Annotated in this window: 6 protein-coding genes and 1 pseudogene; 1 reads left to right on the top strand and 6 read right to left on the bottom strand. The window is 71.1% G+C overall.

Annotated elements, in window-relative coordinates:
• Positions 1–81: 81 nt before the first annotated feature.
• The 5 genes and pseudogenes from Pflav_RS48305 to Pflav_RS00930 all read right to left on the bottom strand — a co-directional run.
• Positions 82–696 (bottom strand): annotated as a pseudogene (locus Pflav_RS48305) (sensor histidine kinase); the annotation flags it as partial.
• A gap of 592 nt (positions 697–1288) precedes the next feature.
• Complete coding sequence (locus Pflav_RS44560; protein WP_173032958.1) at positions 1289–1708, bottom strand: hypothetical protein; 420 nt, start codon at positions 1706–1708, stop codon at positions 1289–1291.
• Positions 1709–1763: 55 nt separating this feature from the next.
• Positions 1764–2423, bottom strand: a complete 660-nt coding sequence (locus tag Pflav_RS00940) for a response regulator transcription factor (protein WP_173032956.1) — start codon at positions 2421–2423, stop codon at positions 1764–1766.
• Entirely contained in the window at positions 2401–3867 is a 1467-nt protein-coding gene (locus tag Pflav_RS00935; protein WP_173032954.1) for a sensor histidine kinase, read from the bottom strand. Before Pflav_RS00935 ends, Pflav_RS00940 begins: the two co-directional genes overlap by 23 nt.
• Before the next feature lie 210 nt (positions 3868–4077).
• The gene (locus Pflav_RS00930) at positions 4078–12663 is read right to left on the bottom strand and encodes a NosD domain-containing protein (RefSeq protein WP_173032952.1); all 8586 of its coding nucleotides are present in this window, start codon (positions 12661–12663) and stop codon (positions 4078–4080) included.
• A 140-nt stretch (positions 12664–12803) separates the two neighbouring features.
• On the opposite strand from Pflav_RS00930, the gene Pflav_RS00925 reads away from it, so the two are divergent.
• Positions 12804–14012 carry an MFS transporter gene (locus Pflav_RS00925; protein WP_173032951.1) on the top strand — a complete coding sequence of 403 codons (1209 nt, stop codon included), beginning with the start codon at positions 12804–12806 and terminating at the stop codon, positions 14010–14012.
• Here the strand turns inward: Pflav_RS00925 and Pflav_RS00920 are convergent.
• Positions 13996–14415 carry a VOC family protein gene (locus tag Pflav_RS00920; protein WP_173032950.1) on the bottom strand — a complete coding sequence of 140 codons (420 nt, stop codon included), beginning with the start codon at positions 14413–14415 and terminating at the stop codon, positions 13996–13998. The two genes, Pflav_RS00925 and Pflav_RS00920, sit on opposite strands and share 17 nt — an antisense overlap.
• Positions 14416–14423: the final 8 nt, after the last annotated feature.

Below are 14423 nucleotides of genomic sequence, written 5' to 3'. Positions count from 1 at the left end.
CGGTCCCTCGGTACGGGCCCGGCCGTCCCGCCCACGGGCGAAGCGGGCGAAGATCCGCTCCCGGTCCTCGGGCTCGATCCCCGGCCCGGTGTCCCGTACGGCGAGCAGCACCCGCCCGTGCTCGGCGCTCGCGGACAGCTCGATCCGGTCGTCCGCGCCGGTGAACTGGACAGCGTTCTGGGCCAGCTGCATGAGCGCCTGGGTGAGCCGCTGCCGGTCGGCGAAGATCGTCACCTCGGCCACCTCGCCGAGCCGCCAGTCGCGGTCGCCGAGGGCCACCGCCTTGGCGTACACCTCGTGCATCATCAGCGCCATGTCCACCCGGTCGAGCTGGAGGAAGTCCGGCTGCTCGGCCCGGGCCAGCATGAGCAGGTCGTCGACCATCCGGTTCATCCGGTCGAGCTCGTCGGTGACCAGCGCGACGGTCTCGGCCCGCTCGGCCGGGTCGTCGCCCATCAGCTCCAGGTGGCCGCGGACGATCGTGATCGGGGTACGCAGCTCGTGCCCGGCGTCGGCGACGAACGCCTTCTGCGCGGCGAACGCGCTGTCCAGCCGGCCGAGCATCGCGTTGAACGTCCGGGCCAGGTCGGCGACCTCGTCGGTGGCGGTCACCTCGATCCGCCGGGACAGGTCGGTCTCCTCGATGACCCGGGCGGTCTCGGTGACCTGGCGCAGCGGCCGCAGCGCCCGGCCCATCGCGAGGTAGCCGCCGGCGGCCACCACCACGAGTACGAGCAGGCAGGCGAGCGCCATGATCTGCACCGCGCGGTTGAGGTCGGCGCGCCGCTCGGCGCCGAACTCGGCGACCACCACGTGCCCGCGTACCGAACCGTCGATCACCACAGGCACGGCCAGCCACCGCCCGTCGCCGGCCGCCCCGCCGTCGACCTCCCCGTACGTGCTCTCCCGCAGGCCGGTCCAGCGGTCTACGAGCCCGGCGTCGGCGACGAGGTCGTACGGCGGGTTTTCGGTGGAGCGGTAGAACGTCCCGTCGACGAAGACCAGCACCGCCTCGCCCGGCTGCGGCTCGTTGCGCAGCAGGTACGTGTCCGCGATCGCCCGCAGGTCGGTGCCGAACGGCTGCCCGTTGGTCGGGTTCCGCCCGTCGACAAGGCGGCGGAACTCGGTCACCTCCTGCCGCATGTCCGCCGTGATCCGGTTTTCCAGCTGGTTGAGCAGGACCTGCCGGATCACCACGACGGACGCGAGGCTGGCGATGCAGAGCAGCACGAGCGCCCACCCCAGCAGCCGCAGCCGCAGGCCCAGCGACGGTCGCCAGCGGCTGCGCTCAGTCGTCGTCCGGTTCGTCGGGCTCGGCGTCGTCGTCGGCTTCGGGAGCATCGTCGGGTTCGGGAGCGTCGTCGCGTTCCACGGCACCGTCGCGCTCGGCGGCGTCGTCGTCGCGCTCGACTCCCCGGTCGTCAAGGGCATCGTCATCGTCGGGTCCAGCGCCACCTCCGGCTGCGGGTGGCCGGGCGGGCCGGTCGTCGGCATCGTCATCGTCGTCTCCGGTGGCGGGCCTGCGTACGGTGCCCGCGCTCGGCGGTGCCGTCTCATTCTGCCCTTGTTCGAGCTGGTGGGCGGCCGGCACGGTGATCTCGATCGGCGGTACCGGTGCGGGTGGCAACAGCGCCGGCAGGCCGACGCCGGACAGGAGCGTGGCGAGTGCCGCCAGCCCGATCCCCGTGGCCACTTTCTGCGCGCTCATGCCCGAGCCTGTCCGACGAGCGTAATCACTCGATGAGGCAAGGATGAGAGGGCTCTCATGTACGCAACCGGTAGCCGAAGCCGCGCAGCGTCTCGATCACGTTCTCGCCGAGCTTCTTGCGCAGCGCGCTCACGTACACGTTGACGAGGTTCGTGCTCGGGTCGAAGTCGTACCCCCACGCCTGGGAGAGCAGCTGCTCCCGGCTCAGCACCCGGTCGGCGTGCCGGATCAGCGTCTCCAGGAGGGCGAACTCCCGTCCGGTCAGCGCGACCGCGCGTCCCCGTACCGACACCTCGCGCGACCACAGGTCGAGCCGCACCGGGCCGGCGATGAGCACCCGCTCCTCCTCCGTGCCCACCCCGCGCAGCCGGGCGCGGATCCGGGCCAGCAGCTCCTCGAAGCGGAACGGCTTGGTCATGTAGTCGTCCGCGCCGGCGTCCAGGCAGGCGACCACGTCGTGCACCTGGGCCCGGCCGGTGAGCACGAGTACCGGCAGCCGGTGCCCCCGCGCGCGCAGCCCCTGGAGCACCTCGAAGCCGCCCCGACTAGGCAGCCCGATGTCCAGGATCAGCAGGTCGAAGCCGCCGCCCAGGGCCAGCTGCTCGGCCTCGGCGCCGTCCTCGACGTGCACGGTGGCCCAGCCGTTCGCCTGGAGTCCTTTCTGGAGGAACGATGCGATCTTGGCGTCGTCCTCAGCGATCAAGATTCTGGCCAACAGGCCACCCCTTCCGGAGCAGATCGGGAATCACCAGCGTGAACGTCGCACCCGCGCCGGGGCGGCTGACCAGCTCGACCCGGCCGCCGTGCGCCTGCGCGATGGCCCGGACGATGGACAGCCCCAACCCGGTCCCCCGGTACCGGGACTGCGCCCCCGCGCCGCGCCGGAACCTGTCGAAGACCCGGGACTGCTCCTCGAGCGGGATGCCCCGCCCGGTGTCCCGCACCCACAGGCGCAGGTCTCCGCCGTCGAGCGAGGCGCCCAGCGCGACGGTGTCGGTGGGCTCGGTGTTGTGTACCGCGTTGTCCGCCAGGTTGATCACGGCCTCGGTCAGCCGGTGCCGGTCGGCCAGGATCCTGCCCTGCGGCGCCTCGTCGAGCTGCCACGGCCGCGGCGCGAGCGCGCTGAGCTTCGCGACCAGCTCGACCACGAATATCTCCAGGTCGATCCACTCCGGCTGGAGGAACTGCGGGTGCGCCACGTCGGCGAGCAGGTGCAGGTCGCCGACGATGCGGCCCATCCGCTCCAGCTCGTCCGAGACGATCGCGATCGTGCGGCGCCGATCCTCCTCGTCGGTCACCGCGTGCTCCAGCAGTCCCAGGTTGCCCAGCGAGATGGTCAGCGGGCCGCGCAGCTCGTGGCTGGCGTCCACGATGAACTCCCGCTCGCGGCGGAACACCGCCTCCAGCCGGTCGAGCATCGCGTTGAAGGTGCGGGCCATCACGGCCGCCTCGTCCCGCCCGGTGACGGGGATGCGGCGGGTCAGGTCGGACTGGGAGATCAGCCGGGCGGTGTCGGTGAGCTGGCGCACCGGGCCGAGCACCCGGCTTGTCATCAGCCAGGCACACGCGGAGGCGAGCAGCAGCACGCCGAGGATCGCGGCCACGCTGTACAGGAGCAGGTCGGCGATCTCCGCCCGCTCCTCGATCGGCAGGAACGTCACCACAAACGCGCCCCGGTCGTTGCCGATCGTCACCGGCATGATCCGGTAGAACGCCTCCCCCTGCGCGGTGTCGAACCTCTCCAGCTCGCCACCGGCCCTGGTCCGCGCCGAGGTGCCGAGCCGCTCCATCACGGGCTGCGGCAGCCGCTCCAGCGGGAAGCGGGTCATGCTACTGCGGTAGATCTTGCCGTCGGAGAAGGCGAGCATCGCCTCCTCGTTGTTGGGGACGTTGCGCTGGAAGTACACGTCGAAGGCGCGCTCCACGGAGGTGAAGGCGGCGCCCGTACGCGGGTCGCTGCCCTGGCTGACGAGCAGGTCCATCTCCAGGAACTCCTGCTGCACCGACGCCTGCACGCGGTGCTCCAGCCGGATCAGCAGCACCTCGCGGATGGCGATCGTGGACAGCCCGCTGGCGAGCACGATCAGCCCGACGTACGACAGCAGGATGCGGGTATGGATGCTCCGTGTCGCCGGTAGCCATCCGGAGCGGCTCCTCACGGTTACTCACCGTACGGTGCCCGGCACCATGACCGACAGTCTTCGATCGGGCGGGCAGGGCGGCCACTGATCCGTGCTTTTTCGACCGATCCGGTGGCCTCTTCTTAGAGTTTTCTCATCTTTCCCAATGTGCACGTGTCGCCACCGCGTACGGCGGCGCCGCCCCTTCCTGGGAGGTGGAAGGGGCGGCGCCTTTTATGGGGGGTGCGGTTAGCCGAACGTGATGACCAACCGCGGTGGGTTGTCGGTCCCCTTCTCTCTACTGTGGAATCCCTGCTCGAGACCGCTGCCGTTCTCCACGCTGTCCCGGATCAGGAACCCGAAGTTGCCGTTGGCGTAGGCGCCACCGATCTGCGCGGTGACCGCCCATTCCCGGTACCCGGAGCCGGACGTGGTGGTGGCCGCCGTGCCGGTGGTGGCCGGCTGGTTGTTCCACCGCACGTTCGCCTCCGACCAAGTGGCCGCGAGCGGGATCGCCTGGAGCGTCCGCCCGGTCTTGTACGACGAGGCGTACAGCCGCAGCTTCGCGTCGGTCACCTGGCATCCGGACGGGATCGCCGGCAGGTTGAACCGCACGAGTGCCCGGGCGTTGTTGCCGGATTTGGTGTCGACCTTCAGCACCGAGTCCTGCCCGTAGTTGCTCGACGCCGACGACTGGAGGACCCAGCTGTCCGCGTTCGCCCCGAGCGTCACCGTGCCCGGAGCCGCGCAGCTCGGCGGCGCCTGGACCGTCCAGTTGTGCGTGGCCGGCGTGCCGTCCACGTTCCCGGCGGCGTCGGTGGCCCGTACCCGGAACTGGTGCGCTCCGGGCTGGAGGCCGCTGTACGCCTGCGGGCTGGTGCACGGACCGAACGCGGCGGCGTCGAGCGAGCACTCGAACGTCGACCCCGCCTCGCTGGCGGAGAAGCCGAACGTCGCCGTCGGGCTGGTGGTCGTCGCCGGTGGCGCGGAGCCGATGGTCGTCTCCGGTGCCGTGGTGTCCGGCGGCGGCAGCACCGTCCATTCGAAGTGCGCCGGCGTCGGGTCCACGGTGCCCCCGGCCGTACGGGCCCGGACCGCGAACTCGTGGTCGCCGACCGCCAGGCCGGTGTACTGGACCGGCGATACGCAGGCCGCGTACGCCGCACCGTCAAGCGCGCACTCGAAGGTCACACCCGGAGCGCTGGCCGAGAAGGTGAACGCCGCGGTGGTGCCCACCGTCTCCACCGGTGGTGCGGTGGCGATGGTGGTCTGCGGCGCGACCGGCGTACCGGCCACCGTCCAGGAGTACACCGCGGGCGTGGGGTCCACGTTGTCCTCCTGGTCCAGGGCCCGCACCTCGAACACGTGCGGTCCCGGCTCCAGCTCGCCCGGCAGGTCCACGTTGGGGTACCCGAACGGGCTTGTGCACTCCACGAAGTCGGCCTCGTTCTGGCTGTCGAGGCGGCACTCGAAGAGCAGGCCGGCGGACGCGGTCACGTTGTCCGTACCGGTGAACGTGAAGTTCGCGATACCGTCCGGCGCCGGGTTGGCGGGCCCACTGAGGACGCTCGTCTCCGGCGGAGTCAGGTCCGGCCCGGGAACGATCGACCACTCGTGGTCGGCCATCTCGTCCTCTGTGGACGTCATCCCGTCCAGGTCCACGGCGCGCACCCGCATCGAGTGATCACCGATGGCCAGCCCGTTGTACGACGCCGGTGACGTGCACGTCGTGAACGGGGCGAGGTCGAGCGAGCACTCGAACCGGGCGACCGGCTCGTTCGCGGTGAAGGCGAACGTGGCGGTCTGGTCGGTGGTCTCCGTGTCCGGCGCGACGACGAGCGTCACGACCGGCGGTCCGGTGACCGTCCAGGTACGGGTGGCCGGGGTCGGTTCGAGGTTGCCCTCGGCGTCCCGGGCCCGTACCGCGAACTCGTGCGCTCCCGGCAGCAGGTCTTCCAGGAAGACCGGGGAGACACAGTCGGCGTACGCCGCACCGTTGAAGGAGCACTCGAAGGTGGCGTCCGGTTCGTTGGCGAAGAAGGTGAACAGGGCGCTCCGGGCCGCGGTCTGCGCCGGCGGACCGGCGCTGATCGTGGTGACCGGCGGGATGCCCGGCGGCGACAGCGCCACCGTCCAGGTGTACGTGGCCGGGGTCGGGTCAGGCTTGTCGGCCAGGTCCACCGCACGCACCTCGAACGTGTGCGTACCCACGCCCAGGTTGCCGTACGTCTGCGGGTTCTCGCAGTCCGTCCAGGCGGTCGGGCTGGTGCTGTCCAGGCGGCATTCGAAGGCCAGGTCGAACAGCGGGGTGTTGTCGTCGATACCGGTGAACGTGAAGCTCGCCGAGGTGCTGTTGCTCGGGTTCGGCGGCTCGTCCACGATCAGCGTGTCCGGCGGGTTGACCTCCGGCGGTACCGGCGCGGATCCGTCACAGGAGACGTTGTAGCACTGCATCGGCTCGGTGTTGCCGGTGGCCCGGTTGCCGCCACCGTCCACGTTGCCGACCTCGGCGTAGATGCCCCAGCCGTCGTTGTTGTCGGCGGAGTTGGCCGAGATCCGGTGGCCGGCCTTTTCGACCGCGATACCGGCGCTGTTGTTGCTGCTGGTCGTGTTGCGGTCGATGACGTTGCCCGGCTCGGTGCTCTCCGGCAGCACCTCGGCCTCGACCGAGATGCCCTCCGACTGGTTGCCGCTGGAGGTGTTGAGCACGATCGTGTTGTTCAGCGACTCGGGCCCGATCGAGATACCGCTCGACGACGAGCCGGAGGCGTCGTTGGACTCCACCCGGTTGCGCGACGACTGGTACAGGTCGATGCCGGTGCCGTTGAACCGCACGTCGTTGCCGCGCAGCACGTTGTCGTTGGCACCCTCCAGGACGAAGCCGCCGTCGCTGGAGCCGGTGGCCACGTTCGCCACCAGATCGTTGCCGGACGAGTCGGTGATGATCACACCGGACTCGCTCTCGGTCAGCTCGTTGCCCGACAGGCGGTTGCCGTTCGAGCCGGCCTGGAGCGTCACCGCGGGGTCGGAGTTGTCCATGATCGTGTTGCCCACGATCGTGTTGTTGGTAGCGCCCTCGAGAACGAGGCCGGAGCCGCTGGAGCCGCTGACCCGGTTGTTCTCCACCCTGTTGCCGCTGGAGGCGAGCACCTGGATGCCGTCGAGCGCGCTGGCCGTGATGACGTTGTCCAGCACCGAGGTGCCCTGCGTGCCGCCGAGCAGCGCGATGCCCGCCGCGTTGCCGGTGAGCGTGTTGCCGCGCAGCAGGTTGCCCCGCAGGCCGTTGTCCGCGTCGGTGAGCTGGATGCCCACCTCCTGGTGCAGCTCGACGGTGAGGTCGGAGACGATGTTGCCGACCGTGCCGGCGTTGAGCTGCACGCCGTAGTCGAACTCGCGGACGGTGCCGTTGGTGATGGTCACGTTGTCGTGGCCGTTGTTGCGGATACCGACGCCCTGGCCGATGCCGTCCACCGCGAACCCGTTGAGGTCGACGGTGATCCCGGCCGCGCCGATGACGAGGCCGTCACCGGAGCAGTTGGTCAGGTCGTTGCTGACCAGCGTGCTCTGGGTGAGCGTCTGGCCGCAGTTGACCTGCATCGGTACCGGCGCCGGGCGGATCGTCCACGAGTGGGCGGCCGGCGTCGGGTCGACGTTGCCCGCCGCGTCGATCGCCCGCACCCGGAACTCGTGGTCGGTGACCCAGAGTCCGACGTATTCCGTCGGCGAGGTGCAAGCGCTGAACGCGGCGCCGTCGAGCGAGCACTCGAACGTGGAGCCCGGCTCGCTGGCGGAGAACTGGAACGTCGCCTCGGTGCTGACCGTGGACGCGTCCGGCGCCGAGTCGATCGTCGTGTCCGGCGGGGTGGTGTCCGCCGGCGACGGCAGGACCGTCCAGGTGTACGAGGCCGGGGTCGGGTCGACGTTACCGGCCAGGTCCACCGACCGCGCCTCGAACGTGTGCACGCCGAGGCTCAGGCCGGAGTACGACTTCGGGCTCAGGCAGGGCCCGAACGCGGCCTGGTCCAGGCGGCACTCGTACCGCAGGTTGGGTCCCGGGGTGGCGTTGTCGCTGCCGCGGAAGCCGAAGGTGGCGAGCGGCGTGGTGCTGGCCTGGTCCGGGTGCTGGAAGATCGTCGTGCTCGGCGGCGTGTTGTCCGGCCCGGGCGGGGTCGCCGCCACGGTCCAGGTGTGCGACGCCGCGGTGAGGCTCTTGTTGTCCGACGGGTCGATCGCCCGCACCTCGAAGCGGTGCACGCCGACGAAGAGGAAGTGGTACGTGACCGGGCTGACGCACTCCTCCCAGCCCGGACCCTCCGGCGCCTGCGGCGGCTCACCCGGCTCCGGCGGCTCGGGCTCCGGGTCCGGCGGCGGGTCCAGCCGGCACTCGAAGCGCAGTGCGGTCGGCGGGGCCACGTTGTCGGAACCGGTGAACCGGAACTGAACGCTGGCGAGGCTGCTGCTCGGGTTCGGCGGCGTACCGGTGATCACCGCGGTCGGCGGCGTGATGTCCGGTCCGGGCGGCGTGCCGGGCGTACCGGCGGCGCAGACCACGCCACGGCACTGCTCGAGCTCACCGTTGCCGCTGGCGGTGTTGCCGCCACCGTCGATCGTGCCCTCGGCCGCGTCGATACCCCACGCGGAGTTGTGGTGCGCGGTGTTGCCGGTGACCGTGTGCCCGGCTTCGGCCACCGAGATGCCGTCGCCGGTGTTGGCCGACGCCGTGTTGCCCTCGATGACGTTGCCGCCGAGCGGGTTGCCCTCGGGGTCGACCGCCGCACCGCCCACCGCGATCCCGTCTCCGGTGGCGCCGACGATGGTGTTCCCCGCGATGCGGTTGCGCAGCGACTCAGCCGACACCGAGATGCCGACGCCGCTGCTGGAGCTGGCGTCGTTGTCCTCGACGATGTTGTCGCTGGCCCCCTCCAGTTCCACGCCGCCCGGGTTGAACCGGACGTCGTTGTCGCGGACGATGGTGCCGCTCGCGCCGCTGAGCCCGATCCCGACGTCGGACGCGAGGTGCGAGGTGTTGCCGGTCACCACCGTGCCGTCGGAGTCGTCGATGTTGATGCCGGCGTCGCCGGTCCGCGACATGACGTTGTCCCGCACCACGTTGCGGTGCGAGCCGGCACTGATCACGATCCCCGCGTCACCGGTGTCGGCGAGCGTGTTGCCGGCGATCGTGTTCTCCCGCGCGTCCTCGAAGAGGAAGCCGCCGTCGCTGCTCAGCGCCGGGTCACTTGTCACGCCGGTGACGGTGTTGTCCTCGATCAGGTGACCGCTGGCGTCGAGCATGTGAATGGCCACGCCGAGGTTGCCGGCGAAGTCGTTCTCCCGCACCACGCTGTTCTCCGAGCCGGCGATCAGCGCGAGGCCGAGCTCGTTGTCCGCGATCGTGTTGCCGCGCACCTGGTTGGCGTTGCGCCCGTCGTCGGCGTCGGCGAGTTCGATACCCGCCGTCGCGTTCTCCCGGACGGTCAGCCCTTCGACCAGGTTGAACCGGGTGCCGGCCATCAGCTGCACGCCGTAGCCGTAGCCCTTGATCGTGCCGCCGGTGACGACGACGTTTTCGAACCCGACGTTGCGCACACCGGCCGGCAGACCCAGCTCAGGCACCTCGTACGGGGAGCCCGGCTGGCCCGGGAAGTAACCCGGCCCGTCGATCGTGTGGCCGTCGAGGTCGATCTCGATGTTCGGCGCGCCGACGACGAGGCCGTCGAGCGGGCAGTCGGTCAGGTCGTTCAGCAGCCGGGTGCTCTGGGTGATCACCTGGCCACAGGTGACCGTACGGGCCACCGGCGCGGGCGGCGGCGAGGGCGGCTCGGCACCCGGGCCGTCGAAGCGGAGCACGAGCTGCGGCACCTGCGGCGGCTCGGCGATCGTGTGACGGGAGCTGAGCGACTGCTCGGCACCCTCACCCTCCTCCACGGCGTCCCGGATCATGAAGCCGTGGTTGGGCGAGCCGGCCAGCATCGCCGCCACCTGCGCGGTGACATTCCACTCACGGAAGCCGGAGCCGGACGTGGTGGTCGCCGCCGTACCGCTGGTGGCTGGCTGGTTGGCCCAGGTCACGTTGGTCTCGGCCCAACCGGCGCTGATCGGTACCGCCTCCAGCGTGCGGCCCGCCTCGCCCTCGCCGTACAGGCGGAGCGTGGCCCGGGTCAGCTCACAGGCGACCGGCGTGTCCGCGGGCAGTCCGAAGTGGACAAGTGCGCGGGCGTCCTCGCCGGGTGCCTGGGACCGCACCGTCAGCTCCTCGGCGATGCCGAAGTTCTGCTGCGTGATCGACTCGTCGATCCACGCGTCGGCGCCCGCGGTGAGGATGACGTTCGAGGCGTCACAGTCGGCCGGCGAGCCGACCGTCCAGGTGTACGTGGCCGGCGTCGGGTCGACGTTGTCGCCCTCGTCGATCGCGCGCACCTGTACCGTGTGCGACCCGGTGGTCAGGTTGGAGAAGCTCCACGGGCTGGCGCACTCGAGCCACGCCTCCTCGTCGGTGCTGTCGATCCGGCACTCGTACTCCAGCAGGAAGGTCGGTGTCAGGTCGTCGGTGCCGAGGAAGGAGAACGTGGCCGTACGGCCCGCGCTCGGGTTGGGCGGGGTGCTGGCGAACGTGGTCTCCGGCGGCGTGGTGTCCTCCCCGCCGGTGAAGACGTGCACCGCGGGCGTCGGGTCGACGTTGCCGGCCCGGTCGATCGCCCGCACCTCGAGCGTGTTCTCGCCCATCTCGATGTCGAGCAGCTCGTACGGGTTGGGGCAGCCGACGAACATGAACTCGGGGTCCGGCGGCTCGGTGGGGTCCGGCGGGTCCGGCGGGTCGGTCGGGTCGTTGCTCAGGACCCGGCACTCGAAGAGCAGCTCGCCGGCCGGGGTGACGTTGTCCGTACCGGCGAAGCGGAACGTGGCCCGCTCAGCCGCGAACGACGGCCCCTCCAGCACCGACGTCTCCGGCGCGACGGTGTCCGCCGCCGGGAACGGCCCCTCGTGCTCCAGCGACCCGATGTCGCACGCGGTGTTCTTGGGGCGGGTGACGCCGCGCTGGTCGACCGGCACGCACGGCGCGACGCCGCCGTCGAGGGCGAAGCTGCCCTCCTGGATGGCGTGCGTCATCGTCGGGCCGCCGTTGTCGGCGATCGCGTCCAGGCCGGGGTCGCCGGCGCCGGTACGGTCGCGGCTGCCCCGGAAGTAGCAGGAGTCGGCGCTGTCCAGGTTGCCGCCCTCGGAGCCGACCGCGAAGCTGCACTCGGCGCCGTGCAGGTTGCCGGCGACCACGGTGTTCCGGAAGATCACCGAGGTGCTCGGCTCGACCGGGAAGTTCACCGAGCCGCCCGGCTCGTTGCCGACGCCCGCGCCGTGCGGCGAGACGTTGTGGGTGATGGTCACGTTGACCACCCGCAGGCCGGCGTCCGCGTCACTGTAGAGGCCACCGCCGGCCACCTGTGCGACGTTGCCGGAGGAGGTGCTGTTTTCGATCAGCGCGGTGGCGTCGGAGGCGTTGTAGATGCCACCGCCGTACACCTTGGCGCGGTTGTCCCAGAACGTCGAGCCGGTGATCTGGAGCGTGCCGTCCGCCACGTTGGCGAAGCCGCCGCCGTGCTCGGCCGTGTTCTGGCTGACCGTGGTGTCCTTGATGGTGAACGCGCCGCTGCCCTGGCTCTCGATGCCGCCGCCGTCCAGGCCGGCGGTGTTGCCGGTGACGGTCAGCCGGGTGAGCGTGACGCCCATGCCGCTGTTCTCGATGCCGCCACCGCCGGCGTCGCTGTGGTTGTCGCGCACGACCGTGTCGGTGACCTGCGCGGCGCCGCCATTGTGGATGGCCAGGCCGCCGCCCTCGCCGATCGCGGTGTTCTCGATGAACGAGGCGCCGGTGATGTTGAGCGTGCCGTCGCCGCCGGCGTTCAGGCCGCCACCGCCGCCGTCGCCGGAGACCTCGTCGCCCGCCGCGTTGCCGGAGAAGACCACACCGGTGAACGTGGCCGGGCGCGAGGCGTCGGTGGAGACGCCGCCGCCCGAGCCGCCGGCCGTGTTGCCGGAGACGGTGCCCCGGGTCATGGTGAGCCGGGCCTTGGAGGTGTTGGACAGCCCGCCGCCGTCGCCCGCCGCCGTGTTGCCGGTCAGCGACGTGTCGGTGAGGGTGATCTCGCCCTCGTGCTGGTTGTAGATGCCGCCGCCTTCACCGCCGGTCGTGTTGCCCCGGATGGTCGAGCCGCCGATCTCCATGCGGCCCTCGGTGTCGGCGAAGATGCCGCCGCCGGACACACCGGCGTAGCTGTCCAGAACGGTGACGTTCTGGAGCCGCACCAGGCCGGGCGAGAGGTTGTGGACAGCGCCGCCGACCTCTATGTCGTACCCCTCCCGCAGCGTGATGCCGGAGACGGTGACGTTGCCCGCGGTCTCGTGGATGTCGAGGAGCCGGTCCAGGCCGCGCACTTCGGGCGGTGAGCCGCCCAGCGGCTGCCCGCCGTCGACGATCGTGGTGGCGGCGCCGGCGCCGACGACGGTGAGCGGGCTGACGACGTCGAAGTCGCCGCTCGAGTCACCGTTGTCGCCGGAGGGGGCGATACCGATCTGGTACGTGCCAGCAGGCACCTGGATTGTGTCGGCAGCGAGGGTCGAGTTCGCCTCCTGCACGGCCGCCCGCAATGTGCAGACGCCCGTACTGGTGGCGCAGACCCCGTTGCCGACGGCGGCATCGACAGCATCCGCCGTACTGTTGACTGTGTACGTCATCGCCCACACCGGCTGCACACCGAGCAAGGTGGCGGCGAGTGAGGCGACGAGTACCACCGCGATGACGACGCGTTTTCGCGTCGACCTTCTGCTCCTACCCTGGACCATGACTCCGGAGTCTGGGGAGGGTGCGTAAGCCCGGCCTCAGCCGTTGGTGAAGACATCTTTATGTGTCGGGCTGCTGTCAGTTTGTTCCACCTGGCCGGCGCCGCTGTCCGATCGAGGGGCTGCCCGTTCGTCGTCTTGGTATGGCTTCCTCGAACGCAAGGCTTGCCCGCTGGGCGATCACGGCGGTCTTCGGCGGCAACGGGCTGATCATCGCGAGCATGGTGGTGCGTACGCCGCAGCTCAAGCTCGACCTCGACCTTTCCCCCGCCCAGCTCGGCCTGGTCAGCGCCGTGTTCGGCGTATCGGCCGTGCCGGCCATGCAGGGCGCGGGAGCGCTCGCGGCCAGGGTGGGCAGCGGCTGGGTGGTGCGCGTGGCGATCCTCGTGCTGCCGCTCGGGCTCGTCGGCGTCGGGCTCGCGCCGAGCCTGGTCGCGCTGCTCGCCCTGCTGCTCGGCTTCGGGGCGGCGCACGGCCTGCTCGACGTGAGCATGAACGCGCACGCCGTCGCGGTCGAACGCGCGCTCGGCCGCCCGATCATGAACGGCTGCCACGCGGCGTGGAGCATCGGCGCCGTCGCGGGCTCGCTCGTCGGCTCGGCGGCGGCCCAGGCGGGCATGTCGCGGTCACTGCACTACGCGGTACTCGCCGCGGCGCTGCTGCCGGCCGCGCTGGTCTGCGGCCGCCTGCTCCTTCCCGGGTACGCGGACCGGCGCGCCACCGAGGCCACCCCCGCCGCCCGCGCGTCGTGGCGGAGCGGCTGGTCGCGGCGGATCGTCGGGTTCGGCGCGATGGGCGCCACGGTGCTCACGGTCGAGGCGGCGGTCGCCAACTGGAGTGGCGTGTACCTGCACGACAACCTTGGCGCGTCACTCGGCGCCGCCACGCTCGGCTACGTGGCGTTCACCGCCTGCCAGACCGCCGGCCGGCTGGTCGGCGACCGGCTCCAGGCCCGCGGCTCGGCAGCCGGCCTGGTGGCCACCGGCACGCTCGTCGCGGCGGCCGGCCTGGCGGTGATCGTGCTCAGCCCGTGGCCGGCGCTGGCGGTGGCCGGCTTCGCGGTGGTCGGGATCGGGCTGGCCACCCCGCTGCCGGTGCTCTTCGGCGTGGTCGGCCATCTGGGCGCGACCGGCTCCGGTGCGGCCACGACCGTCGCCCGGTTCAGCACGATGACGTACACCGGAATCCTGATCGCGCCGGCGATCATCGGCTGGGTGACCGAGCTTGTCGGTCTCACGTGGACACTCGCCGCGCTGATCCCGCTGCTGGCGCTTGTCGCCCGCGCCGCCGGCCCGATGATCCGCCCCACGCCCGCGTCAGTGCCGGCGCCTGCGCTCACAGCCACTGGATGAGCTCGACCGCGTTGCCGTCCGGGTCGCGCACGAGGGCGGCCCGCACGCCGACGGCGTCGTGGTTGGTGGGTGGGAAGAACGCCGGCACGCCGTCGGCGGCCAGCGCCGCCACCGCGGCGTCCACGTCGTCCACCTCCAGGGCGAAATGGCGGTATCCGGTGATCTGGTACTCCTGCTTCGGATCCGGGGCGACCGCATGGTGCCCGGTCTTCTCGCCGTCGCCGATGATCTCCATGTAGAACGTGCCCTTCCGCAGGTAGCACATGCGGGCGCCGGGCAGCATGTCCGGCGCGCTCCACTCCTGCGCCACGCTGAAGCCGAAGTGCCGGCAGTACCAGTTCACCGTCTCGTCGTAGCTCTTCGCGACGATCGCCAAGTGATGAAACCGGTAGTCCTGGGCCACGCTGGATA

This window comes from Phytohabitans flavus (assembly GCF_011764545.1).
Taxonomy (GTDB): Bacteria; Actinomycetota; Actinomycetes; order Mycobacteriales; family Micromonosporaceae; genus Phytohabitans; species Phytohabitans flavus.
Note: the sequence above shows the minus strand (reverse complement) of the source record. Positions and strands in the feature narration are given on the sequence as shown.